The organism is Anaerolineales bacterium (genome assembly GCA_030583885.1).
GTDB lineage: Bacteria > Chloroflexota > Anaerolineae > Anaerolineales > Villigracilaceae > Villigracilis.
Genome location: CP129480.1, coordinates 3,740,572 through 3,763,225 on the forward strand (window position 1 = coordinate 3,740,572; position 22,654 = coordinate 3,763,225).

General features: G+C 53.1%; 25 protein-coding genes. 18 read left to right on the forward strand and 7 right to left on the reverse strand.

What is annotated here, in order from left to right; translation table 11 throughout:
• Positions 1-132: 132 nt before the first annotated feature.
• The 8 genes from dinB (at position 133) to QY332_18760 (ending at position 5,903) form a co-directional block, all read left to right on the forward strand.
• Positions 133-1,296 carry a DNA polymerase IV gene (gene dinB / locus QY332_18725; protein WKZ35648.1) on the forward strand — a complete coding sequence of 388 codons (1,164 nt, stop codon included), beginning with the start codon at positions 133-135 and terminating at the stop codon, positions 1,294-1,296.
• Between the two features lie 74 nt (positions 1,297-1,370).
• Entirely contained in the window at positions 1,371-2,327 is a 957-nt protein-coding gene (locus QY332_18730) for a YafY family protein (GenBank protein WKZ35649.1), read from the forward strand.
• Positions 2,324-3,295, forward strand: a complete 972-nt coding sequence (locus tag QY332_18735; GenBank protein WKZ35650.1) for a hypothetical protein — start codon at positions 2,324-2,326, stop codon at positions 3,293-3,295. The genes QY332_18730 and QY332_18735 overlap by 4 nt, the downstream gene beginning before the upstream one ends.
• Before the next feature lie 10 nt (positions 3,296-3,305).
• Entirely contained in the window at positions 3,306-3,800 is a 495-nt protein-coding gene (locus tag QY332_18740) for a ClbS/DfsB family four-helix bundle protein (protein WKZ35651.1), read from the forward strand.
• Positions 3,801-3,832: 32 nt separating this feature from the next.
• A complete protein-coding gene (locus QY332_18745; GenBank protein ID WKZ35652.1) occupies positions 3,833-4,480 on the forward strand; it encodes a GyrI-like domain-containing protein in 648 nt (215 codons plus the stop codon).
• A 59-nt stretch (positions 4,481-4,539) separates the two neighbouring features.
• Entirely contained in the window at positions 4,540-4,899 is a 360-nt protein-coding gene (locus tag QY332_18750; GenBank protein ID WKZ35653.1) for a hypothetical protein, read from the forward strand.
• Positions 4,899-5,654, forward strand: a complete 756-nt coding sequence (locus QY332_18755; GenBank protein ID WKZ35654.1) for a hypothetical protein — start codon at positions 4,899-4,901, stop codon at positions 5,652-5,654. Before QY332_18750 ends, QY332_18755 begins: the two co-directional genes overlap by 1 nt.
• 57 nt (positions 5,655-5,711) lie before the next feature.
• Entirely contained in the window at positions 5,712-5,903 is a 192-nt protein-coding gene (locus tag QY332_18760) for a PspC domain-containing protein (GenBank protein WKZ35655.1), read from the forward strand.
• 30 nt (positions 5,904-5,933) lie between these two features.
• Here QY332_18760 and QY332_18765 read toward each other — a convergent pair whose 3' ends face one another.
• The 6 genes from QY332_18765 to QY332_18790 form a co-directional block, all read right to left on the reverse strand.
• Complete coding sequence (locus QY332_18765; protein ID WKZ35656.1) at positions 5,934-6,839, reverse strand: ABC transporter ATP-binding protein; 906 nt, start codon at positions 6,837-6,839, stop codon at positions 5,934-5,936.
• Positions 6,832-7,896, reverse strand: coding sequence for an ABC transporter ATP-binding protein (locus tag QY332_18770; protein WKZ35657.1), 1,065 nt, complete (start codon positions 7,894-7,896; stop codon positions 6,832-6,834). Before QY332_18770 ends, QY332_18765 begins: the two co-directional genes overlap by 8 nt.
• Entirely contained in the window at positions 7,886-8,296 is a 411-nt protein-coding gene (locus QY332_18775; protein WKZ35658.1) for a four helix bundle protein, read from the reverse strand. The genes QY332_18770 and QY332_18775 overlap by 11 nt, the downstream gene beginning before the upstream one ends.
• 41 nt (positions 8,297-8,337) lie before the next feature.
• Entirely contained in the window at positions 8,338-9,642 is a 1,305-nt protein-coding gene (locus QY332_18780) for an efflux RND transporter periplasmic adaptor subunit (protein WKZ35659.1), read from the reverse strand.
• Positions 9,643-9,713: 71 nt separating this feature from the next.
• Positions 9,714-10,841 (reverse strand): ABC transporter permease, encoded by a 1,128-nt coding sequence (locus tag QY332_18785; GenBank protein WKZ35660.1) that lies wholly within the window; start codon positions 10,839-10,841, stop codon positions 9,714-9,716.
• A 67-nt stretch (positions 10,842-10,908) separates the two neighbouring features.
• Positions 10,909-11,520 carry a TetR/AcrR family transcriptional regulator gene (locus QY332_18790; protein WKZ35661.1) on the reverse strand — a complete coding sequence of 204 codons (612 nt, stop codon included), beginning with the start codon at positions 11,518-11,520 and terminating at the stop codon, positions 10,909-10,911.
• A gap of 102 nt (positions 11,521-11,622) precedes the next feature.
• Between QY332_18790 and QY332_18795 the strand changes: the two genes are divergently transcribed.
• From QY332_18795 to QY332_18820, 6 genes are all read left to right on the forward strand, one after another.
• Positions 11,623-12,894, forward strand: coding sequence for an MFS transporter (locus tag QY332_18795; protein ID WKZ35662.1), 1,272 nt, complete (start codon positions 11,623-11,625; stop codon positions 12,892-12,894).
• Between the two features lie 31 nt (positions 12,895-12,925).
• Complete coding sequence (locus QY332_18800) at positions 12,926-13,390, forward strand: hypothetical protein (GenBank protein WKZ35663.1); 465 nt, start codon at positions 12,926-12,928, stop codon at positions 13,388-13,390.
• A 267-nt stretch (positions 13,391-13,657) separates the two neighbouring features.
• Complete coding sequence (locus tag QY332_18805; GenBank protein WKZ35664.1) at positions 13,658-15,211, forward strand: acyl-CoA carboxylase subunit beta; 1,554 nt, start codon at positions 13,658-13,660, stop codon at positions 15,209-15,211.
• Positions 15,208-15,573 (forward strand): OadG family protein, encoded by a 366-nt coding sequence (locus QY332_18810; protein ID WKZ35665.1) that lies wholly within the window; start codon positions 15,208-15,210, stop codon positions 15,571-15,573. The genes QY332_18805 and QY332_18810 overlap by 4 nt, the downstream gene beginning before the upstream one ends.
• Positions 15,574-15,642: 69 nt before the next feature.
• Complete coding sequence (locus QY332_18815) at positions 15,643-16,104, forward strand: biotin/lipoyl-containing protein (GenBank protein ID WKZ35666.1); 462 nt, start codon at positions 15,643-15,645, stop codon at positions 16,102-16,104.
• On the forward strand, positions 16,095-17,228 hold the full coding sequence (locus tag QY332_18820) for a sodium ion-translocating decarboxylase subunit beta (protein ID WKZ35667.1): 1,134 nt from the start codon (positions 16,095-16,097) through the stop codon (positions 17,226-17,228). The genes QY332_18815 and QY332_18820 overlap by 10 nt, the downstream gene beginning before the upstream one ends.
• A 48-nt stretch (positions 17,229-17,276) precedes the next feature.
• Here QY332_18820 and QY332_18825 read toward each other — a convergent pair whose 3' ends face one another.
• Positions 17,277-17,714 carry a hypothetical protein gene (locus QY332_18825; protein WKZ35668.1) on the reverse strand — a complete coding sequence of 146 codons (438 nt, stop codon included), beginning with the start codon at positions 17,712-17,714 and terminating at the stop codon, positions 17,277-17,279.
• Between the two features lie 120 nt (positions 17,715-17,834).
• Here QY332_18825 and QY332_18830 point away from each other — a divergent pair, with 120 nt between their 5' ends.
• The 4 genes from QY332_18830 to QY332_18845 all read left to right on the forward strand — a co-directional run bounded on the left by QY332_18830 (position 17,835) and on the right by QY332_18845 (position 22,654).
• Positions 17,835-19,301 carry a pyridoxal-phosphate dependent enzyme gene (locus QY332_18830; GenBank protein WKZ35669.1) on the forward strand — a complete coding sequence of 489 codons (1,467 nt, stop codon included), beginning with the start codon at positions 17,835-17,837 and terminating at the stop codon, positions 19,299-19,301.
• Positions 19,302-19,391: 90 nt separating this feature from the next.
• Positions 19,392-20,225, forward strand: a complete 834-nt coding sequence (locus QY332_18835; protein ID WKZ35670.1) for a hypothetical protein — start codon at positions 19,392-19,394, stop codon at positions 20,223-20,225.
• Between the two features lie 176 nt (positions 20,226-20,401).
• Positions 20,402-20,962, forward strand: a complete 561-nt coding sequence (locus tag QY332_18840) for a hypothetical protein (protein WKZ35671.1) — start codon at positions 20,402-20,404, stop codon at positions 20,960-20,962.
• 51 nt (positions 20,963-21,013) lie between these two features.
• Entirely contained in the window at positions 21,014-22,654 is a 1,641-nt protein-coding gene (locus QY332_18845; protein WKZ35672.1) for a transposase, read from the forward strand.

The following is a 22,654-nucleotide window of genomic DNA, read 5'->3' on the forward strand; positions in this document are numbered from 1 at the left end:
GGCTATACGCCACCCTAAGTATATCTTTACTTGAGGGAATATTCAATATATACAAGTTGGTCAATTTCATGGTCTTTTTCCCCTATTACACTGGAAGCCCGCCTCATAAACCGTTACACTATAATTACAAACATGCCACGCACCATCCTGCACCTTGACCTGGACGCCTTTTACTGCTCGGTGGAAGAAATCCAAAACCCTGCATTACGCGGCAAGCCTTTTGCCGTGGGAGGCAGGCCCGACGAACGCGGCGTTGTTGCCTCGTGTTCGTACGCCGCGCGCGCACTTGGCGTCCGCAGTGCAATGCCCATGTCCCGCGCATTGCTACTTTGCAGGAATCTTATTATTGTAGCGGGGCGGCACAAATTGTACGGTGAGTACTCGGAAAAAGTGATGGGAAAACTGCGGGATCTGACCCCGCTCGTGGAGCAGATTTCCATAGATGAAGCCTTTCTTGACATCTCGGATATTTCCCAAGCCCCCGCCCGGCTCGCCCTCGACTTGCAAACTGCCATCCGAACCGGGCTGCATCTCCCCTCATCCATCGGCATCGCGTCCAACAAACTCGTGGCAAAGATAGCCACCGAGGTTGGGAAAAAGTCGAACAAAAAGAAGGATGAGCCACCGTTCGGTCTAACCATCGTGCCCGCAGGTGACGAAGCCAAATTCCTTGCGCCCCTTCCCGCGGACATGCTTTGGGGTGTGGGACCGAAAACATCCACGCGGCTATCCGAACTTGGCATCCACACCATTGGCGACATCGCCGGCTGGCCCCAAAAAGAATTGATTCGCTTGTTCGGCGAAAACGGACGCGACCTGTGGCGGCACGCCAATGGCATCGACAACCGTCCCATCGTGACGGAATACGAGACCAAATCGGTGAGTCAGGAAACCACCTTTAGCGTGGATATTCGCGATGAAAAAACGCTCGAGAAAACCCTGCGCGAACAGGCCAGAGATGTGGCGCATCAATTACGAAAGAGCGACCTTGTTGGAAAAACCGTCAAATTAAAGATTCGCTGGAGCGATTTCACCACGTTGACACGGCAAGTCACCCTGCCCACATCCACCGACAACGAAGATGAGATCTTCCGCACGGCAGTCAGGTTGATGAAAACCGTGCGGGCGCAGAATCAAGCCGTTCGGCTGATCGGAGTCGGCGTCGGTGGAATCGGAAGCCCGGTGCGTCAACTCAGCCTGTGGGACGCAGGAAGCGAAAAATCCCGCAAGTTGCAAGAGGTTGTGGATCAGTTACAGGAAAAGTACGGGAAGAGTGTCATCCGAAAAGGGGAGTAAAGCAGTAGTTTTCCATGCGGGTATATGTCATAATTTGACATATACCCGCTTTATATTTATCAAGGATGTGACACATGGCAAACACTGCCACCCGCCTTATCACGCTTATCTTCCTTCTGCAAAACCAACCAAACCAAAAGGCTTCGGAATTGGCAGAGAAACTCGGCGTCTCGCTGCGAACCGTCCACCGCTATTTCGAGATGCTGGACGAGATGGGCATCCCGCTTTACTCCGAGCGCGGACCGTACGGCGGCTTCTCGCTCGTGCGCGGATACAAAATGCCGCCGCTGGTCTTCACGCTGGAAGAAGCCGTTGCGGTGGTATTGGGAACCGGCTTGGTGCAGGAATTGTGGGGCGATCTGTACCGCGATCCCGCGCGGGGCGCGTTGGCAAAATTGGAAAATCTGCTGCCCGACGAGCAAGTCCGCGAGGTAGCTTGGGCGCGGAACTCGTTGCTCGCCACGGGCATGAATCGCTCAGACCTCAAAGCGTTGACGCCGACGCTGGAGAAATTGCGCCGCGCCATCCGCGAACACCGCAGCGTGAGCATCAACTACCAGAGTAATCAGGTTCCCCAGCCCACCCAGCGCGAACTCGACCCGTATGCGCTTGTCCATCGTTGGGGCTGGTGGTACGTCGTCGGATTCTGCCAGCTTCGGGACGAAGTCCGCACCTTTCGGGTGGATCGCATCTTGGAGATCCGTTTGTCCGACTCCACATTCAATGTTCCAGCCGAATTCGATCTGCAAGCCCATCTGAAGAAAGAGTTGCAAGCACAGCCGCAGATCAAAGCCAGGCTGAAAGTGGATGCCGACGCGACATGGCTCTTCAAGGGCAATCAGTCGTATTGGGAAAGCATCGAAGAGCAGGCGGATGGTTCGTTGATCGTAACGTTTTCCGCACCCGCGCTGGAATGGGCGGCCAGCAGCACGCTGGCGTATGGTCCCGCCGTGGAGGTATTGGAGCCTGCCGAGTTGAGGTCAATGGTCACAGAGTGGATCGAAGCAACTGTAGGGAAATACAGATCATGAACTCACAAACCATCGAATGGTTGCTGGAAGGCGACGCGTGGATTCAGTATCGAACGCGGGTTGACCTGCTTGGGCAGGCAGAGACTGACCCGCAAGTCCGCGCCGCACGCAAGGCGATGATGGCTGATGCGAAAATCCAATCCCTGCTGATGGAGTTAAACGATTGGCCGGGCGCGGTGTTGAACAGCCATAAATCTGCCAGCCAGCCTTTTCACAAACTGGCGTTCATCGCGGACTTGGGACTGAACCTCAGCGATGCGCCTATGAAGCAGATTGCCAAAAAGGTGATGGAACATCAATCCGCGCAGGGACCTTTCCAATTGACCATGAGCATCCCCACACATTTCGGCGGCAGCGGCAAGGACGAATGGGCATGGGCGTTGTGCGACGCCCCGATTTTGGTCTCCGCGCTGGTCAAGATGGGATTGGGCGATGACAAGCGAGTGCAGATTGCTGTTCAATATCTTGATGGGCTGGTCCGCGATAACGGTTTTCCCTGCGCTGCCTCGCCTGAACTTGGCAAGTTCCGCGGACCTGGTCGCAAGGAAGACCCCTGTCCGTTTGCGACGCTGGCAATGTTGAAAGTAATTTCGCGTGTGCCAGAACTGCGGGAAAGCGATTCCGCAAAAATCGGCGTGGAGACTTTGCTCACGCTTTGGGAAAACAGCAAGGAACGCCATCCATACATGTTCTTCATGGGAACAGACTTCCGCAAGTTGAAAGCGCCGATGTTCTGGTACGACATTTTGCATGTGGTGGATGTTTTGAGTCAGTTCGAGTTGGCGCGGAAGGATAAACGCTTCAAAGAGTTGCTCGGCGTCGTCGAAGCCAAAGCGGATGGCGAAGGTCGCTACACACCCGAATCCATCTGGACGGCGTGGAAGGACTGGGATTTCAGCCAGAAGAAAGTCCCATCGAGAGGAATGACGTTGTTCGTGGAGCGAATCGAAAAGAGAATTAAAAGTTAAGGAGAACCTCATGCCAAAAGCAACGACGAAACAACAACTGATCGAGGCTGCGCAGACCGAACGCGCTGCGCTGGAAAAACTACTTGCCACACTGACACCTGAGCAAATGACCCAATCCACAGCCGCTGACGACTGGTCTGCCAAGGACGTGCTGGCGCATCTCATCGAGTGGGAAGGGATGGTATTGAAATGGTACGAGACGGGAGCGAAGGGCAAAATTCCAGCCGTGCCTTCAGATGAATACAACTGGGGACAACTGCCGCAACTCAACCACGCCATCTATCTCAAGCACCGCAACAGGTCGCTGGCGGAGATTCAAAAGGAGTTCAAGTCTTCCTACAAGAAGATCATGAAGGTCATCGAGTCCATTCCCGAAAAGGAACTCTTCACCCGCGGTCAATACTCGTGGACGAGGAACAACCTGCTGGCGGCGTATTTTAACTCGGCAACAGCGGCACATTATCGCTGGGCACGGGGGGAGATTCGGAAGAAGGTGAAGAAGTAGACAGGTAAACAAGTGAAATGGAGAAATTCAAAATGAAAACGCTTGATCTCAAAAAACAATTCAAGAATTTGTATCAACCCTCTGCGAAGAAGATCGAAACGGTGCAGGTTCCAAATCTGCAATTCGCCATGATCGATGGCGCCATCGAAAAAGGCTCCGAGCCGGGAAAATCCCCCGGTTTTGCTGAAGCAACACAGGCGTTGTACAGCATTTCGTACACGCTCAAGTTCATGTTCAAGAAGCGCAAGACCAATGCCATCGATTACCCCGTCATGGCGCTGGAAGGATTGTGGTGGGTGGAAGACGGTTTCTTCGATATCACGGTAAAAGACAATTGGTTTTACACGCTGATGATCCTGCAACCCGACATCGTTACTCAGGAAATCTTCGAGGAAGCACGCGAGCAAGTCCGCAAGAAGAAGGGCGATAGCGAAATGCTCAACAAGGCGCGGCTGGAACACTTTGAAGAAGGCTTGTGTGTACAAACCATGCACATCGGACCGTACGCGGCAGAACCCGCCACCCTCGAGCGCATGAAGGAATTCATGGCAGAAAATGGACTGAAAGATAGCGTTGGACCGATTGGCGGAAAACACCACGAAATCTACATGAGCGACCCGCGCAAGTCGGCGCCTGATAAAATGAAGACGGTTTTACGTCATCCAGTTGTCGAAATTTAAAGGTTGGAAGGTTAAAACGTTTGAACGTTCAAGCCTTCGAATATTCAAATGAGGTATTTATGAACTGCTACTACCACCCTGCCCACCCCGCCGTTGGCGTGTGCAAATATTGCCAGCGCGGACTATGCTCCGAGTGCGCCGCCGTCGTGGACGATGTGCTGGCGTGCAAAAACCGCCACGAGAACGAAGTCCGCTCGCTGGAGCAATTGATGGCCCGTAATTTGTTCCAGTCCAAACGTGTGGCTTCAGGGTATATGCGCAATGCATTTTTTTACGGCTCGGTCGGTGTCGTATTTGCAGGCTTTGGAATATGGACTTTGAATTTTTTAGGCTTGCAGGCTGTTGTTTTTATTCTACTGGGAATATTTCTGCTCTATGCGGCGGGGGCAAATTATTTTGAAGGCAGGAAACACAGGTAATGGGAACCTGGATCTGTCACCTGCGCATTGCAGAAAAACCTCTCCCCCACTTCTCCAATGTGGATAAAGGTACATTCACCTATGGGAATCTCGCGCCTGATTCTGGCATCCCCAATGAAACCTGGACGGAATTCGACCCGCCCAAGGAAGTCACACACTATTTGCATAAAGGTGCGGGTGAGTGGATGATCCGCGACCTGGACTTTTACCGTGAATATCTCGCTGAACTAAATCCACAAGATGACATCCCAAAATACAGTTTCCGTCTGGGATATTTTATCCATCTCTTTAGTGACATCATGTGGTCAAAATATATTCACCACACAACCGTCGACACTTTCCATGCGATGATCGATGTTGACATTAGAAAAGCCTGGAAATTGATCAAACAAGACTGGTACGGGTTGGATCAGATCTATAACCACGCACATAAAGAAGGGCTGTTCTGGCAGGTGGTTCACATAATGCCGAACCCGCCGTCCTATTTGCCGTTCGTTCAGGAACATGCCCTGTACCGGCAATATGATTACATCCGAAAATTCTACGGCGAATATGATCCCCACTGGTTCGAGGAAAGAAAATATCCCTATCTCAACGAAAGCACCATGAACCGCATCGTGGATGATACCGTCAAGGCAATCCTGTTCATCCTTGAAAACGTCAAAGAGACCGATCTCAAGAACCTGCAAAGTTCCACCCAAATTCTCCCGCTGGAAACCATGTACCCCTATAAAATGCCGCTCGGGGATGAATAACTGCAACTCTTTTCGCCTGCCTGCGTAAAGCAAATAGACAAAACGAAAGGAGCAAAAATGACCGACTACAAAACCCTCACACGGAGCAAATCCAACCGTATGATCGCAGGTGTGTGCGCAGGCTTAGGCGATTATCTCAACATTGACCCCACAGTTGTCCGTCTGTTGTTCGTGCTGGGATTCTTCACCTTCAACGGCGCCATGCTGTTGGTGTATCTCATCATGGCAATTGTCACCCCAGAGCAATAAATTTCCGTAGGGACACGGCGCGCCGTGTCCCTACCTTGCAAGCGCTAAAAAGACATCCTCCAGCGTTGGTTCTCCCCTCTCGATTTTTTCAACCTGAATCTCGTTCCTGCTTAAGAGGCTTTGCAACGCCTCTTTGCCCACCTTTTGGCTGATGACTCGTACATGATCACCCGCCAACCCGACGCGTTCCACGCCATCCATTTCGTGCAGCACTTCCAGCCCCTGCTCCAGCGGATGCGCAAAAACTTCCCAGACATTTCCTTTGATGACCGTTCGTTTTAGATTCGTGGGCGTATCCATCGCCAGCAATTTGCCTTCGCGCATCACGCCAACGCGTTCGCAGTATTCGGCTTCGTCCATGTAATGCGTGGTGACGAGGATGGTCACGCCGTTTTCGGCGAGCTCGTAGATCAAGTCCCAGAAAGCGCGGCGGGCGGTGGGGTCAACACCTGAGGTCGGCTCGTCGAGGAAGAGCAATTTCGGCTCATGGACAAGCGCGATGCCGAGCGAAAGTCTCTGCCGCCAGCCTGTGGACAGATCCCGTGTCAGCGTGGATTCATGCCCCTTGAGGCCGACCAACTCAAGGGTATGGGTGATGCGGTCTTTGTCCGTGATCCCATACACGCCGCCGTAGAATGTCAGATTTTCCAGTGTGGTCAGGTCATCGTAAATTGCAAATTTCTGGCTCATGTAGCCCACGCGCGCACGGACGTCTTCGCTTTGTTTGAAGACATCGTAACCGAGGACGTTCGCGCTGCCGTTGGTGGGTTTGAGCAAGCCAAGCAACATGCGGATGGTGGTGGTTTTGCCCGAGCCATTGGGACCGAGATAACCGACGATCTCGCCTTTGTGAACCTCGAAATTGATGTGATCGACAGCGGTGAAATCACCGAACTTGCGCGTGAGGTTTTGGACGGAGATGACGGGTTCAGTCATGGTTGGTCTCCGAGAGGTCAATGAAGACATCTTCGAGAGTGGGCGGAACAGAGCGGAGTTCGATGAGAGTTGCGTTTTGTTTTACAATCAGTTTTGGCAAACGCGCCATGACATTTTTTTCAGAATTCTCTTTCACGCGCAGGTGCAATTTATCGCCAAAGGCGGCAACATCTTCGACATCTTCATCTTGATGCGCGATATGGCGCAGGGTGTTGATGGGATTTCCGCGTAGTTCGAGTACACGTCCGTTGAGGCGTTTGCGCAAGTTGGACGGGGTATCTTCGGCGATGATGCGACCTGATTTCATAAATCCCACGCGGTGACAGCGCGAGGCTTCATCCATGTAGGGGGTGGAGATGAGGACGGAGACGCCGTTCGATTCTTCACCGCGAAGAGGCGAAGAGCGCGAAGATTCTTGATTTTTCTTTTCATCCTTCGTGTACTTCGTTCCTTCGCGGTGAAGAAGAGGTTGTGATACAAGTTTGATGACAAGTTGCCAAAAATCCTGGCGGGTGACGGGGTCGACGCCTGTGGTGGGTTCATCGAGCAAAAGCAGGCGCGGACGAGTGACAAGCGCGGAGGCTAGCCCGAGTTTTTGTTTCATGCCGCCTGATAAAAGACCTGCGCGGCGGTCTTTAAACTCGGCGAGACCGACGAATTCGAGAATCTCCATCGAGCGTGGCAGCCACTCGGTTTGCGAAAGTCCGCGCACTTCGGCGAAGAAGCGGATGTTTTCGAGCACACTCAAATCTTCGTACATCGAGAAACGCTGTGAAAGGTAACCGATCTGCGAACGGGCGAGTTCCGTCTGCTTGCGGACATCGTATCCGCACACTTGAATTTCGCCTTGATTCGGCAGCAATGCGCCAACCAGTAATCGTATGGTCGTCGTTTTTCCCGCACCATCCGAGCCGACGAGTCCGTAGATCTCGCCTGATCTTATTTGCAGGGAAACCCCATTCACGGCGTGTATGTCGCCGAAGGATTTATATAAATTTTCTGCGTGGACAAGCGTTTGAACGTTGGAACGTTCAAACGTCAAAACGTTAGACTTCATACCCTGAGCCTTCTTCACGGACACGGCGGGACTGGGGATGCATCTCCAAATAATCCATGAAACGAGCGATCTGATGAGATGACTTATCAGCCAGATCAAACACATGGGTGAATTGTTCCTGAGTCAAGTATTTCAAGTCAAGAGCAATGTACAACTGACAACGAACTTCACCAGCTGAAGCCTTTGAGCGTCCAAGATACTCAAGGAATTGTGCCTGTGTTCGGCTCTCGAAACCTTCCGCAATATTGCTCATTACCGAAACAGCCGCCCGTTGGATCTGGCTTCTCAAACCAAAATCTTTTGAAAACCGACCGTGCTCTGTAAGCGCATAAATCATTCTGGTCAATTCCCGAGCCGTCTTCCATGCTTCAATCTCTTCAAACCGAGTAATCGTAGGCATAGTCTCTCCTTTGCAAAACGACGTTCAAACATGCCAACGTTTTAACGTGAGAACGTTACATCAGCGGGCATGCCGATCTTCAACTTGCCGTCCGCGTTTTCCACTTTTAACTTGATCGCATACACCGTCGAGCTGCGTCCTTCCACGGTTTGGACGTTGCGCGGGGTGAACTCGGCTTTATCGGAGATGTGAATGACAGTGGCGATGAACACTACATTAGGGAAGGAATCCACAGTAACTTGGGCGGTTTGTCCGAGAGTGATCTCGCCGTAGCGGTCTTCGGGAACATAGACCGTGATGGTCAGGTTATTCAAGTCCGCGAGTTTGAGGGCAACTGCGCCAGGCTGGACGAATTCACCAGGCTCGACTTTGCGGGTGAGGACGACGCCGTCCATCGGCGCGTTGATCGTGAGTTTGGCGATCTGCGCATCGATCAACGCCAGGCTTGCTTCTGCCTGTGCGACATTTTTCTGCGCCTGATCGACTGCGTTTTTGGCGGCGATCACCGCGGGAGAATTTCCGCCCGTTTGCAAGGCAAGCAGACGGGCATACGCCGCATCGTAGCGCTGCTCGGCGACGAAGACTCGTCCGCGGGCGTATTCGATATCTTCGGCGGCGTCAGTATCGAGCAGGTCGTCGTAGGCTTCCTGTGCATCTTCGAGTTCGTCCACGGCGACATCGTAATAATCGGATGCCGCATCACGCAATCCCCCAGCCTGCGATGCAACATCCGCTTGTGCTTTGACATCCTTGGCGACAAGAAAAGCGATGCGGGCTTCAGCGAGTCGCTGCTCAGCTTTAACGAATTCGGCATTGCCCATACTATTGAGAACTGTTTCGAGATAATTCTGCGCGTCAGCAATTTCGGTTTGCGCGGAATCCAATTCGGCGTGGGCAGCATCTATCTGCACGGACTGTTCGATATACCAGTTGGGCTGGTCAAATTCACTGGGCGATGAGGCGCGCCAATCTGCGGCACGCTGCCCGACCTGCGCGGCAATGGCCGCTTCGAGCGTTTGGTCATATTTGGTTTGGGCAGATGCGAGGGCGGCGTTGGCAGAATCCACGTGGGCGGAGGCAACGGCTCGTTGGGCAGTCAACAGGCTTGGGTCGAGGCGAAGAAGCGCAGAGTTCTTCGTCACGGGTTGACCTTCTTCCACAAAGACTTCGGTCACTTTGCCTGCGAGTTCGGGGGCAATATCCACTTGCGCGGCTTCGATGACGCCTGATGCGGTGAGAGTTTCGTTTTGGTCATCGGTCGTTTGAGTGGCAATGAAGTAAATGCTGAAACCGATGATCAGGACGAGGATGAAAATTGCGGGAAGCGGGGGTCGTTTGTGATTCATGGGAATCTCCTTTTGCCCCCTCTCCCTTTGGGTCGTGTGCCACAAAGTAGTAGAGGGGTTGGGGGTGATGGTTAATCGAGACGCTTACGAAAGCGCAGTGCGGCGGCGGTCATGATGCCGATGGCGAAGAGTGTCATGGCGATGACGTCGAATTGGATCATTTCAAGCCCGACGCCTTTAAGCAGCAACGCGCGGATGATGACGAGGTAATAGCGCAACGGCATGAGGTACGAAAGCCATTGCAGAAATGCGGGCATGGCTTCAAGCGGAAAGAAAAAGCCTGAAAGAAAAATGCTCGGCAGGAGCGTCATCCACACAGTGAGCATGGCTTCCTGCTGGGTGTTGGCGATGGTGGAGGCGAACAAACCGATGCCCAAGCCCGTGGTGAGAAATACTACGGACAAGATAAGAATCAGTCCGAGGTCGCCGCGAATGGGCATGCCGAACCACCAATGCCCCACTGCCAGAACTTCGATCGTGTTAAAGAAACCGAGGATGACATACGGCATAAGTTTGCCAACGATCAATTCCCACGAACGTATGGGTGTGACAATGAGCTGCTCGATCGTTCCACGCTCGCGTTCACGCACCACGGACGTGGCAGTGAGAATGGCGGCAATGGCATACAGGATCATGCCGATCACGCCGGGAATCATGAAGTGCGCACTGATCAGGTCGGGGTTGAACCACACCCGTGTGCGGACTTCCACAGGCGGCTGGACGCGCAAGGTCATGCCGCTGCGCTCGAATTTCTGCGCGAGGATGTTGGTGGCATGGGATTGTCCGATCAACTGCGAAGCCGAAAGCGCCGTGGATGCGCTGGTCGGGTCAGAACCATCGAGGATGAAGGCGACTTGTGCGTTGCCGTCATTGAGACGCTGGGCATAGTCGGGCGGGATGATCATCGCTGCGCGCGCCTCACCCGACATGATGAGGGCTTCTATTTCGGATTCTGAATCCACCCTATAGGCGACTCGGAAGTAGTCCGCCGCGCGGTAGGCATCCAGCAAGGCGCGCGATTCGGCGCTGCGGCTTTGGTCCAGCACAGCGAGCGGAATGTTGCGCACGTCATTCGTGGCGGAATAACCAAGCAGGAACAACTGCATGATGGGGATGACAAGGATCATCGCCAGCGTGCGCACATCACGGAATATTTGAATAAATTCCTTGCGGATGATGGAAGCGAGACGTGAGTTCATGCAGGCTCCTTATCCGCGCTCATGGCGGCGTCCCCGCCGCCGAGGACAGCGGCTCGAGCAATATTGTTCATGCGGACTCCTTCAAAATGCCATGCAGATAAATATCCACATACGCATCCACTTGATTTTTGGGAAGCATCTTGCTCACAACCGAATTCGAGATCAGCATATCCGTAATGAAATAGGACATGATCATGCCGAAGAAGGAACGCATCAACACAGCAGGGTTTGTCACACGCAAGTCTTTTCTCGATTTCACCAGTTTTTCAAACACAGGCAGGATTTTCGGCGCGATCTCTTTTAACATCGCCGCACCATGCTTGCCGTTGAATTCCACGATCTCAATGAACATCAACTTGATGTAGAACGGCTCTGAAGCCAGTTCCTTCATCACCACCCTGACCGCATTGCCGAGAAAATCCTCCACACTGCTCCCATCCGCTTCAAGGATGATCGGCAGAACTTTCTTGTAGGGGTGTTTATCCACAATGATGGCTTTGAAGATCTCTTCCTTGCTCGAAAAATGATTGTAGATTCCGCCCAAGGCGAGATTCGCCCGCTCCGCGATCTGCCGCATGGACGTGGCATGATAGCCGTGTTCCATGAACAACTCGATGGCGGCATCCTCGATGGCGAGGCGGGTTACTCCGCCTTTTTTTAGTTTCTCTTTTTGGGGCATGGCTTCTCCAAAAATATGAACGAACGTTCGTTTTTTATTTTACTGAAAAGCGATGGTTTGTCAAGGGGCAGGAAAAACAACGGATGGATTACAATCCAAGCCATGCTCACCACCCTTGAAAAAGATGTCCGTAAAAACCTGAAACATAACGTTGCCGCCAACCTCTCGGATGGCGGTCTTTTTGGTGCGGCGCTCGGCTTTGCCTCCTTCAGTACCATCCTGCCGCTCTTCGTCGCCACCATGACCGACTCCGCCCTGCTGATCGGGCTGGTCCCCGCTATTCACTCGGTCGGGTGGCAATTGCCGCAGCTTTTCACCGCCAGCCATGTCTCACGCCTGCGCCAATACAAACGCACCGTGCTGCTGATGACCATCCACGAGCGCGTACCATTTTTGGGACTTGCCATCGTCGCATTATCGATCCCATTCATCGGTTTGAACGCGGGCCTCGTCATGACCTTCCTTTTACTGACGTGGCAGGGACTTGGCGGCGGATTCACCGCCAACGCCTGGACCTCCATGATCTCCAAGATCATCCCGCCCGACTCGCGCGGCACATTCTTCGGGTTTCAAGCCGCGCTTGCAAATCTCTTCCTGAGCGGTTCAGCCGTCGCGGCAGGATATTTGCTTGACTTCCTCGATTCTCCCTGGGACTTTGCAGTCTGCTTCTTTCTCGCAAGTTTTTTCTTCACTGTATCCTGGTTCGCCCTCGCGTTAACACGCGAACCTGAAGATATGGAAAAGATCATCCCTGAAGAGAGAACTCACTTCTGGGAGGATTCAAAAAAGATATTAAAGAAAGATTCAAATTTCAACTGGTTCCTGAGCGCACGCTTCCTTGCACAGTTCGCCACGATGGGATTCTCGTTCTACATCATTTATGCCCTGCGCCAGTTCAACATGGACACGGTCACTGCGGGCTATCTCACCGCCACGCTGACCATCTCGCAGACCATTGCCAATGCGGGCATGGGCTGGCTTGGGGATAAAATAGGTCATCGCGCCATGCTCGTCCTCGGCGCATTCGCCGCCATGCTCAGCGCCATCCTTGCATGGAATGCGGCATCGATCACATGGTTCTACCCCATTTTCATTCTGACGGGTCTTGCCAACGTTTCCATCTGGACCATCGGCATGGCGATGACCGTCGGCTTCGGCACCGAAGCAGAACGCCCCATTTACATCGGTCTTTCGCAAACACTGACCGCGCCTGCCACCATCTTTGCGCCCATCATCGGCGGCCTTATCGTAGACGCAGCGGGCTTCATCCCAACCTTTTCGATCTCCACCATCCTTTCCGGAGTGATGATCGGAATTCTTATATTTTTGGTGAAAGACCCAAGAAAACAGAAAACCGCGAACAGCAGACCATAGACCGTATCACCGGGTTAAGGAAGGATAGAATATGAAAAAGGTGTTCCTTGTTCTACTTGTGCTTATTTTGGCGGCATGTTCGCCTGCCGGGCAGGAACCTGAAACAGCCAACGCCGAAACCGCCATGCGAACATTCTTCAAGGCGCTGGCGAATGGTCAATATTCCGAGTCAGTTACGTTGTACGGCGGGGAGTATGAAGTTCTTGCGGGCTGGAATCCCGACCTCTCCCCCACGGACTATGCTTCCCTGTGGCAGCGCGGCTGTGAGCAGAATGGACTCGTCTGCATGGAGGTGCTGGATATCGTCAATGCAATTGAAACAGAGGGCGGTTTCGATTTCACGGTCACGTTCAAGACGAAGGATGGCGGGTTGTTCGAGTTCACGGGCTGTTGCGGCGAGACGTTACCAGAACCGATCACTGAATACGAGATCGGCGTGCAACGCGATGGAAATGGGAGTTATCAAGTCCTGTCCATGCCGCCGTATGTGCCGTAGGTTTTAATCATCCCGCAGGGTTAACTTGCGGAATGATCTTTTTCACAGCGTGGTCAAACGCCTCTTGAAACGGAAGCAGGTATCGGTTAAAACACGAGGCGGATTGTCCTATTTCGGGCATGACCTCCATCACTGACTTGTCTGACATCCGATGATATACTTCTTATTGTGAAATTTATCACCTATCGTAGGGGCGACCCGCCCATAACGGTTAGGTCACTTGATTAATCATGAAGGGTCGCCCTTACGAAAACCTGAGGAAAGAACATGACACAAGAAGATCCCAGAATTTTGGAACTGCGCAAGATGCGCGCCAAGGCGTTGGAAGGCGGCGGCGCGGAACGCATTGCCAAGCAAAAAGCCAAAGGCAAATTGACGGCGCGGGAGCGGGTGGAGTTATTGCTCGACCCGGGCACGTTCAATGAGATTGAACCATTCATTACGCACCAAGGCGATGAACTTGGATTGTTGAAGGAAAAATTTTACGGCGACGGGGTCATCACAGGCTACGGGCAGATCAACGGGCGGACGATTTATTTATATTCACAGGATTTTACAATTTACGGCGGCACATTGAGCGAGATGCAGTCGCACAAGATTTGCCGCGTGATGGATCTGGCAGTGCGCAACGGTGTGCCGTTCATTTCGCTGATCGATTCAGGCGGCGCGCGCATTCAGGAAGGCGTGCGCTCAATGGGCGGCTATGCGGAAATTTTCAGGCGCAACGCGCAGTATTCGGGCGTGGTTCCGCAGGTCAGCATCATGCTCGGACCGTGCGCGGGCGGCGCGGCATACTCCCCTGCCCTGACGGACCTGGTCATCATGGTGGAAAAATCATCGTTCATGTTCCTGACGGGACCCGATGTCATCAAAGCCGTGACGGGTGAAGTCATTGACGCCGAATCATTGGGCGGCGCGGTGGTGCATAACTCGGTCAGCGGCGTGGCACATTTGAGCGTGCCAAGCGAAAAAGCCGCGCTGGATATGGCACGGCATTTCCTTTCGTATTTACCGTCGAATAATGTCGAGAACCCGCCATATGTGCAGCCGGCGGATGACCTTTCCCGCATGGATGAATCCCTTAACAGCATCGTCCCACTCGAAGCGAATGAGCCGTATATCATGCATCAGGTCATTCAAAAGATCGTGGATACAGACTCCTTCCTTGAAATCCAGCCCGATTGGGCACGGAATGCCATTGTCGGGCTGGCGCGCATCGGCGGACACAGCGTGGGTATCGTGGCGCAGGAGCCGTCCATCATGGCGGGTGTGATTGACATCGATGCCGCGGATAAAATGACGCGCTTCGTGCGCATGTGTGATTGTTTCAACATCCCGCTCGTCACGTTCGTTGATTCGCCCGGCTTCCTGCCGGGCATCGCTCAGGAACATGGCGGCATCATCCGCCACGGCGCGAAACTGCTCTACGCGTATTCCGAAGCCACCGTGCCGAAGATATGCGTCATCACCCGCAAGGCATATGGCGGTGCGTATGTCGTCATGTCCAGCAAGTATCTCGGCACCGATGTCACCTACGCGTGGCCCAGCGCGGAGATCGCCGTGCTCGGCGCGGAAGGCGCGGCAAATATTTTGTTCAAGAAACAGATTGAAACTGCAAACGACCCCACCGAAGAACGCCAGAAACTTGCCAGCGAATATCGCGAGAAATTCAATAACCCATATTACGCCGCCTCCACGGGCTATGTGGATGACATCATCGAGCCGCGCGAGTCGCGCCCGAAGATCATCGCGTCGCTTTCGGCACTGCGCGACAAATACGCCCCCGCCCCGCCGCGCAAGCATGGGAATATGCCTGTATGAACAATATCCTCCTTTCCCTTGAAATCACCGCCCTCGGCATGGGACTGGTCTTTGGCGCGATTCTTTTGCTATGGCTGACGATGGTAATTCTGACGGCTGTCACTGCGGAGAAAGAATCGCCTGAAGAAGATGCTTCGTCTTCGCTCACAAAATCCGCCTCAGACTCCCCTGAGCCTGCTTCCACCACCCAGGCAGACTCCAAACTTCAAGTTGCTTTGCTCGCTGTGGCGATGGCGCGCGCGGAGCAGGGACAAACCTCCGTGCACCCGCTGGCAGAACCGCCCACCGCGCTGGTCTCCGCCTGGCAATTGGGCATGCGCACACGGCAGATGGCGGAAAAAGGGAATATGAAACGGCGCTAGATTCCGGAGTGCGGACTTCAGTCCGCTGATACATAATGGCGGACTAAAGTCCGCAGTCCGAGGAATTTTATGAAACAAAAACTCACCATCAACAACCAAACCTACGAAGTGGAGATCGAAGACATCAACGCGAGACCCGTCATCGTGCACGTGGATGGGCAGCGGTTCGAGGTCGTGCCGGAGAAACAGGATCAGGTTGAAACAAGAAAAGACGCGGGCGGGACAACGGAGAGTCAATCCTTTAATCCGAATCCTGCACCCGTCGCCGCACCGTCTCCCAACCTTGCCATGAGCGGTAATGCGTTGACCGCTCCCCTGCCTGGAACCATTGTCAATGTGTTTGTGAAGGCTGGCGAGAAAGTGGAGTCGGGACAGGTGGTGCTGGTGATCGAAGCGATGAAGATGAAGAACAGCATCCGCTCGACGTACAGCGGCACGGTCAGCGATGTACTGGTGAGCGAAGGGCAAATCGTCGCGCACAAGCAGGCGTTAATCAAGTTCGCGGATTTGGGTGAGGCGTCATGGATGTAGGCGCGCTGCTACCTGAACTCTTGAAGGGTTTCTCGAATTTCACACTCGGCAACGGCGTGATGATCACTGCATCCCTGATATTGATCTATCTCGCGGTGTTCAAAGAGATCGAGCCCGTGTTGCTTTTGCCGATCGGCTTCGGATGTCTGCTGGCAAATATTCCGCTGGCGGGCATGACCGCCGCCGAAGGCATGATGGGCGTTCTATACAACGCAGGCATCAAAACGGAATTATTCCCGTTATTGATCTTTATCGGTGTCGGCGCGATGATAGATTTCTCGCCGCTGCTGGCACAGCCCAAAATGGTATTGCTCGGTGCGGCGGGGCAATTCGGGATCTTCGGCACGTTGATTCTCGCAATTGCATTGGGATTTCCGCTCAACCAAGCTGCGTCCATTGGGGTCATCGGCGCGATCGATGGACCGACCTCCATTTTTGTCGCCTCAAAACTCGCGCCTGAATTGCTTGCCCCGATTGCGGTGGCGGCGTATTCCTACATGAGTTTGATTCCGATCATCCAGCCGCCATTGATGCGGGCGCTGACCACGAAAAAAGAACGCCTGATCAAAATGGAGTACACGCCCAAGCCCATCTCCAAACGGACTCTCATCTTCTTCCCCGTTGTGATAACGCTTGTCGTCGGCTTGCTTGTCCCCGAAGCCACGCCGCTGATCTCCATGCTCATGCTTGGGAATTTACTCAAAGTCTCTGGCGTGGTGGACCGTCTGAGCAACGCGGCGCAGAATGAGATCATCAACATCGCCACGCTGTTTCTGGGGCTCGCCATCGGCTCAACCATGAGCGCGGCATCTTTCCTGAATTTGGACACCGGCAAGATCATGGTACTGGGTCTGTTCGCCTTTGCATTGGATACGGTTGCAGGGCTGCTCTTCGGTAAGTTAATGTCCGTGATGAGCGGCGGAAAGATCAATCCGCTGATCGGCGCAGCGGGAATCTCCGCCTTCCCGATGGCGGGACGGATTGCCGCAAAAATGGCAAACGACGAAGACCCGGACAACTTCATCCTCATGCACGCGATGGGCGCGAATACCGCAGGTCAACTGGGCAGCGTCATTGCGGGCGGAATCTTGCTTTCAGTTGTCAGCAAGATGATGGGGATATAGGAAGGATAAAAAGAGGAAAGATGCCATTAAAACATCTTTCCTCTCATATCAACCAATGATGGACTTCGGGCGGCGAATCTTTTCCAGCAAACGTGTCACCAGCATCCCGCCTGGAACGGCAAACACGAACGCCAATATCACAGTGATAAGCAATCCGATCAACGCCACAATGCCGATCCAGCCGAAGGCGAAAACAATGGGGTCTTCCTTCACCACTTCCCCGCCCGCATCAATGCAGTGCAATTCATAGGCGGTGGACGGCTGTGAATTGCCAAATTCATCTATTGATGTGGACTGATACGAATAACTTTTTGGTGTTGTATCTTCAGGGCAGATAAACCCTCCCATGGTTTTGATCGCAACCTCACTGGCGGAAGAGATGCCGCCCGCCACAAAGGCAACCGGCATCACACAACTTCCGATCAACGCGATCAACAGGAACCAGATCAAACAGCCGGAGAACGCAGTCGTTTTTGCTTTGCTCATCGATTTTCTCCTTAATGCATATATGATTATAGTCCCCAAAACGATGACCAATATCATCTTTATGTGGGGGAACTTGTGCGCTATAATCCAAGTTGTCTGACAAATATAAAGGAGTTCTCCATGACCACAATTGACCTGACCATCCACAAAGACCGCCGCGCCCGCGCCATCCAACGCGCCAAGGAACGCAACATCATCATCCCCACCTATGCCCAAATGAAAGACCCTTCAAAAATCCCAGCCAAAGTCAAGGAGGAATTGACAAAGATCGGACTCTGGGATATTCACCCACGCAATCTCTTCCGCATCACCTGGAAGAATCAACCCATCGCTTCCGGCGGGACATTTGGCGGAGTCAATTTTCTCGAACTTCCCTCTTCGCTGACAGGAGTCAAAGCCCGCATCATTGCCATCGTCGGCAAATGGTTCCCGACCGGGGCGCACAAAGTCGGGGCGGCGTTTTCCTGCCTCGTGCCGAGACTGGTCACAGGTCAGTTCGACCCGACCACTCAAAAAGCCGTCTGGCCCTCCACAGGCAATTACTGCCGCGGCGGCGCGTATGATTCCGCTTTGCTCGCCTGTGAATCCATTGCCATTTTGCCCGAGGGCATGTCAAAGGAACGCTTCGAATGGCTGGAAAAAGTTGCAGGTGAAACCATCAAGACCCCTGGCTCCGAATCCAACGTAAAAGAAATTTTTGACAAGTGCTGGGAACTCCGCAACTCAGGTCAGGACTTGATGATCTTCGACCAATTCCAGGAATTCGGCAATTATCTCTGGCATTACGAAGTGACAGGTCATGCGATGGAAGAAGTGTTGAAACAGGTCATGGGGTCGAATGACCGCTATCGCGGCATGGCATCCGCTACGGGCTCGGCAGGCACGATCGCCAGCGGCGACTACATGAAGCAGCTCTTCCCCGAAAGCAAGATCGTCGCCAGCGAAGCGCTTCAATGTCCCACCCTGCTCGAAAACGGCTTCGGTTCCCATCGCATCGAAGGCATCGGCGATAAGCACGTACCCTGGGTTCACAACGCCAAGAATACCGACGTGGTCACCGCCATTGACGACAACGCCGTGGTCAACATCTCGCGCCTGTTCAATGAAGAAAACGGACGCGCCTACCTGGTTGAAAAGGGCGTTCCCGAAGCGCTTGTCGGTCAACTTGATTTGCTGGGTTTCTCCGGCATCTCGAACGTACTCTCCTGCATCAAAGCCGCAAAGTACTACGAAATGGACGAGAACGACATCATGCTCACCGTCCTGACCGACTCAATGGAACTCTATCGCTCGCGCCTGCACGAAATGCACGAGGAGTTTGGTCAATACAGCGAAAAAGATGCGGCTGCCGACTTCGCCCGCTACCTGCACGGGCAATCCATCGATAATATGCTCGAGCTGACCTACCCCGAACGCCGCAGAGTCCATAACTTGAAATACTATACTTGGGTCGAACAGCAGGGCAAAACCTACGAAGAAATTCAGGCGCAGTGGTATGAACATGATTACTGGACCAGCGTCCAAAAACAGGCAGATGAAATTGACGAGTTGATCGTCGAGTTCAACAAGGAAGTTGGATTGAATTAAACAGTAAGGGCGGAGCGATGCTCCGCCCTTTGATTATTGAATAAGACTTCCGATTTCTTGAAGAACTCGGAAGTCTGGGAGTAATTCATTATGAATCTCAAAATACCTTCATCCTGTTTGTTGATTATTTTGGTTGCCTTACAATTGATATCTTGCACCAATACCTCCCCAACACCACCTTCCACCCTCACACCCACTGCAACGCCTGTTCCACCTCAAACGCCAACCCCAAGATCAACCGCAACGAACACTGTCTCACCTACACCGGAGACACAATTACACGGACTGATTACCGAGCTTGAAAATATACCTACGTATACTGCGGAGCAGCGGCAGGCTGCGATACAACTGGCAATCGACTCCACGTCTCTGACGCAGGAAACAGCGGGGATATGGATTACCCAGGTGTCACAAGTGGCCTATCGTGACGATACATTAAACAGCGATATAGCAGACACTGTACGGATTACCTGCGCACTGGATAAATCGTGTCTCATCCGTGATACGTTTCAGATGATGATTCAGACGCCGCAGGGCGAGAAACCGGCGCACTATGTTCTGATGGAGTATTTTGTGACATTCGAAGACGGAACGCAGGGTCCGGTGGTTGTGCCTATTATTATCGATCAAAAAGGGTCTGATCCGACGCAGGACCCTGACAGAGAAACGGAATACCTGCTGCAGCTGCTTCAGAAGTCGGATGATTCGAGCGGCGGCGTCATTGATTTTCTCAGAATCATAACGTCTACGCGCAGTAATTTTCCGCAGCCGATAAATCCTGTTATTTCAGCGCTGATAGAAAGCGCAATGAATGATCAAGCAGCACGCGCACTGCTTGAGAAAGCCCATACCCTTGCGGGTGAAGGAAAATTCTTGTCCCAGGACGAAATCAATACACTGTGGGGTGCAATCATTAAATATTGATTACTCACAATTTAAAGTCGCCCTAACAAACACATTACCCTCTTGAAATAAATATGCTACGCAGGATTTATGAAGCGATTGGATGCTATTTTGCTGATTTGCAGCTTCTTTTCAGGTGGTCTACGAGGTGACAGTCACTTTCCAAGGTGACTGTCACTTCGTTTTATAATAGATAAATGCTCAAGCCAACGGATTTGATCCTCGTCTGCCTCCTGCCCACCCCCCGCGACCTCGAAATCGCGCGGCTGCTTGGCTGGTACCGCATCCCGCTTCGCACCGCGCCCAAAGTCGTTGCCGTGGACTATCTCGCGTTCTACCAACCAGCCTCGTTCGGAGAAAGAAGCGGGCAGATCGAGTTCATCGCCAAAGTCCGCGGACACGAACTCACTACCCGCGGTGAGCTGCTGAAAGATGAAGCAAACCATCCGCATGCCAAAGAGGAATACTACAAAATCCAACTTGGCGCGCTGGAGAAGCTCAGGGAGACTATCAAAACTGACAAGTGGAAACGGCTGACCTTCCTTTACTCGACCGGCGAGTACCTGCTCAATGCAAAAACGCTCAACGACCTCGTGGTGGAAGGAGAAGAACGCCAACTTCTCTGGAAAAGCCTGCGCGAACGCGCCGAAAACGAACAGCTTTACAAAACCGACCTGCCCGAAGCAGATATCCCCCCCAACGTTCTCATGGCTCTTCTCGGCATCAAAGACCTGCAGGAGGAGGATGGTCAGAAATAACCATCAAGTATCACTTGATTCTGTTTGAACTAAGTGATAAACTTCCTTCAAATGCCCGCGGATCTCCTCGTTGTTACGCCCTCATCCAGCCTCGGAGAATCGATACGCAGCTCGCTGGACGAGACAAAACTGTACCGAATCCATGTTGTTAACAACAAGGCGTCTGCCATAGTAAAAGCAGATGAAATCGGCGCTCCTCTTGCCCTGCTTGATTTCTCCCTTGGCGAGGAACGGGTCATCGAAGTGGGCGAGGCGTTGCGCACCATCCAGCCAAGCATCAACCTCATCATCCTTTTTGATGAAAACCTCAATCCGCCTCTTTTTGATACACTGCGTCCATGGATCCTGATCCGCAAACCTTTCAGAATGTCGAAATTTATGACCGCCATTAGCAAACCCAAACCCGAAGCCAGCCCAACCACCGGCGCCAGCACCTCCCTGCCCTGGCTCAGCGACGTGAGCAAAGCCGCGCAGCATCTCACCCGCCTGACGCTGGAATCATCCGCACAAGCTGCATTGATTACCCTCAAGAACAATCTGTGGGCGTATGCCGGCGGTCTTTCGCAGAATGCGGCAAATGAAGTAGCCCAAACCGTCACCCGCAACTGGGACGGACAAAAAGGTTCGGACCTCCTGCGCTTCATCCGCCTCGAAAGCACAAAAGCCGAACACATGCTGTACGCCACCCGCCTCACAGCAGACACCGTGCTTGCCTTCGTTTTTGACGCAGAAACTCCCTTCAGCACCATCCGCTCCCAAGCAAGCCTGCTGGTCAATGATTTCGGGAGTGACCGGTCTGAATCGCAAAAAACAGCCGTACCCTCCGGACATGATTTTGAACTCCCCGATGATCTGGATGAAGATGATGGCATGGACATCGCACCGATTACGAACATCCTGACCAACATTCCGGCGCCCAATCCCAAACCTGCCTCCGCTCAGCATGACGGCAGCCCGCCCCGTAAAAAAGAGAATTTTGACCCAAACCAGACACGCGTCTCCGAACCGCTTTCAAACGCATCGGTCTTCAACCGCGAGACCTACACCCCGATCCAGTTGAATAAATTCGTTATGAAGGACCCGGCGGAAGATCCCAGTCTGGGCCCCCCCTCTCAGACAGCATTTGACGAAGTGGAGGTCACCGCGCCGGCCCGCCCGAAAAAAAGACCCGAAACCCCGATCGCCAGACCTGAACCGGGCGAAACCGATGTCACCCGCGAAAATCCATCCACAGAGGTGGCGCGCAAACTGGTTGTGGAACCATCCTCGGCAGGTTTGTACCATCTTACCTATGCCTGCCTGCTTGTGCCAAGGTTTTCATCCCACTATCTCACAGGCGACGTTGCAGATCATGTCGGCGAATGGCTTCCAACCATCTGCATTGCCTTTGGCTGGCGGTTGGAATATCTGGCTGTGCGTCCTGAATATTTGCAATGGGTGGTGAATGTCCAGCCGAACACATCGCCCGGTTATGTGATGCGGATCGTGCGCAAGCAAACATCGGAAAAGATCTTTACTGAATTTACGCGGTTCAAAAAAGAGAATCCGTCCGGCGATTTCTGGGCACCCGGCTATCTCATTATGGGGGGAACCCAGCCGCATCCGCCGCAACTCGTGCGCGATTACCTGCACCAGAGCCGTCTGCGCCAGGGGCAGGAATCCATTCCGCAACAACCGCGCAAACGCAACTGA

What these genes read in the sequence shown, in the direction of transcription:
- QY332_18745 (WKZ35652.1), top strand. Translation starts at nt 3,833, where the DNA reads ATGAAAACGCTTGATCTCAAAAAACAATTCAAGAATTTGTATCAACCC.
- QY332_18755 (WKZ35654.1), top strand. Translation starts at nt 4,899, where the DNA reads ATGGGAACCTGGATCTGTCACCTGCGCATTGCAGAAAAACCTCTCCCC.
- QY332_18780 (WKZ35659.1), bottom strand. Translation starts at nt 9,642, where the DNA reads ATGAATCACAAACGACCCCCGCTTCCCGCAATTTTCATCCTCGTCCTG.
- QY332_18760 (WKZ35655.1), top strand. Translation starts at nt 5,712, where the DNA reads ATGACCGACTACAAAACCCTCACACGGAGCAAATCCAACCGTATGATC.
- QY332_18810 (WKZ35665.1), top strand. Translation starts at nt 15,208, where the DNA reads ATGAACAATATCCTCCTTTCCCTTGAAATCACCGCCCTCGGCATGGGA.
- QY332_18820 (WKZ35667.1), top strand. Translation starts at nt 16,095, where the DNA reads ATGGATGTAGGCGCGCTGCTACCTGAACTCTTGAAGGGTTTCTCGAAT.
- QY332_18845 (WKZ35672.1), top strand. Translation starts at nt 21,014, where the DNA reads ATGCCCGCGGATCTCCTCGTTGTTACGCCCTCATCCAGCCTCGGAGAA.
- QY332_18830 (WKZ35669.1), top strand. Translation starts at nt 17,835, where the DNA reads ATGACCACAATTGACCTGACCATCCACAAAGACCGCCGCGCCCGCGCC.
- QY332_18775 (WKZ35658.1), bottom strand. Translation starts at nt 8,296, where the DNA reads ATGCCTACGATTACTCGGTTTGAAGAGATTGAAGCATGGAAGACGGCT.
- QY332_18770 (WKZ35657.1), bottom strand. Translation starts at nt 7,896, where the DNA reads ATGAAGTCTAACGTTTTGACGTTTGAACGTTCCAACGTTCAAACGCTT.
- QY332_18815 (WKZ35666.1), top strand. Translation starts at nt 15,643, where the DNA reads ATGAAACAAAAACTCACCATCAACAACCAAACCTACGAAGTGGAGATC.
- QY332_18835 (WKZ35670.1), top strand. Translation starts at nt 19,392, where the DNA reads ATGAATCTCAAAATACCTTCATCCTGTTTGTTGATTATTTTGGTTGCC.
- QY332_18785 (WKZ35660.1), bottom strand. Translation starts at nt 10,841, where the DNA reads ATGAACTCACGTCTCGCTTCCATCATCCGCAAGGAATTTATTCAAATA.
- QY332_18740 (WKZ35651.1), top strand. Translation starts at nt 3,306, where the DNA reads ATGCCAAAAGCAACGACGAAACAACAACTGATCGAGGCTGCGCAGACC.
- QY332_18790 (WKZ35661.1), bottom strand. Translation starts at nt 11,520, where the DNA reads ATGCCCCAAAAAGAGAAACTAAAAAAAGGCGGAGTAACCCGCCTCGCC.
- QY332_18730 (WKZ35649.1), top strand. Translation starts at nt 1,371, where the DNA reads ATGGCAAACACTGCCACCCGCCTTATCACGCTTATCTTCCTTCTGCAA.
- QY332_18795 (WKZ35662.1), top strand. Translation starts at nt 11,623, where the DNA reads ATGCTCACCACCCTTGAAAAAGATGTCCGTAAAAACCTGAAACATAAC.
- QY332_18750 (WKZ35653.1), top strand. Translation starts at nt 4,540, where the DNA reads ATGAACTGCTACTACCACCCTGCCCACCCCGCCGTTGGCGTGTGCAAA.
- QY332_18805 (WKZ35664.1), top strand. Translation starts at nt 13,658, where the DNA reads ATGACACAAGAAGATCCCAGAATTTTGGAACTGCGCAAGATGCGCGCC.
- QY332_18840 (WKZ35671.1), top strand. Translation starts at nt 20,402, where the DNA reads ATGCTCAAGCCAACGGATTTGATCCTCGTCTGCCTCCTGCCCACCCCC.
- dinB (WKZ35648.1), top strand. Translation starts at nt 133, where the DNA reads ATGCCACGCACCATCCTGCACCTTGACCTGGACGCCTTTTACTGCTCG.
- QY332_18800 (WKZ35663.1), top strand. Translation starts at nt 12,926, where the DNA reads ATGAAAAAGGTGTTCCTTGTTCTACTTGTGCTTATTTTGGCGGCATGT.
- QY332_18735 (WKZ35650.1), top strand. Translation starts at nt 2,324, where the DNA reads ATGAACTCACAAACCATCGAATGGTTGCTGGAAGGCGACGCGTGGATT.
- QY332_18765 (WKZ35656.1), bottom strand. Translation starts at nt 6,839, where the DNA reads ATGACTGAACCCGTCATCTCCGTCCAAAACCTCACGCGCAAGTTCGGT.
- QY332_18825 (WKZ35668.1), bottom strand. Translation starts at nt 17,714, where the DNA reads ATGAGCAAAGCAAAAACGACTGCGTTCTCCGGCTGTTTGATCTGGTTC.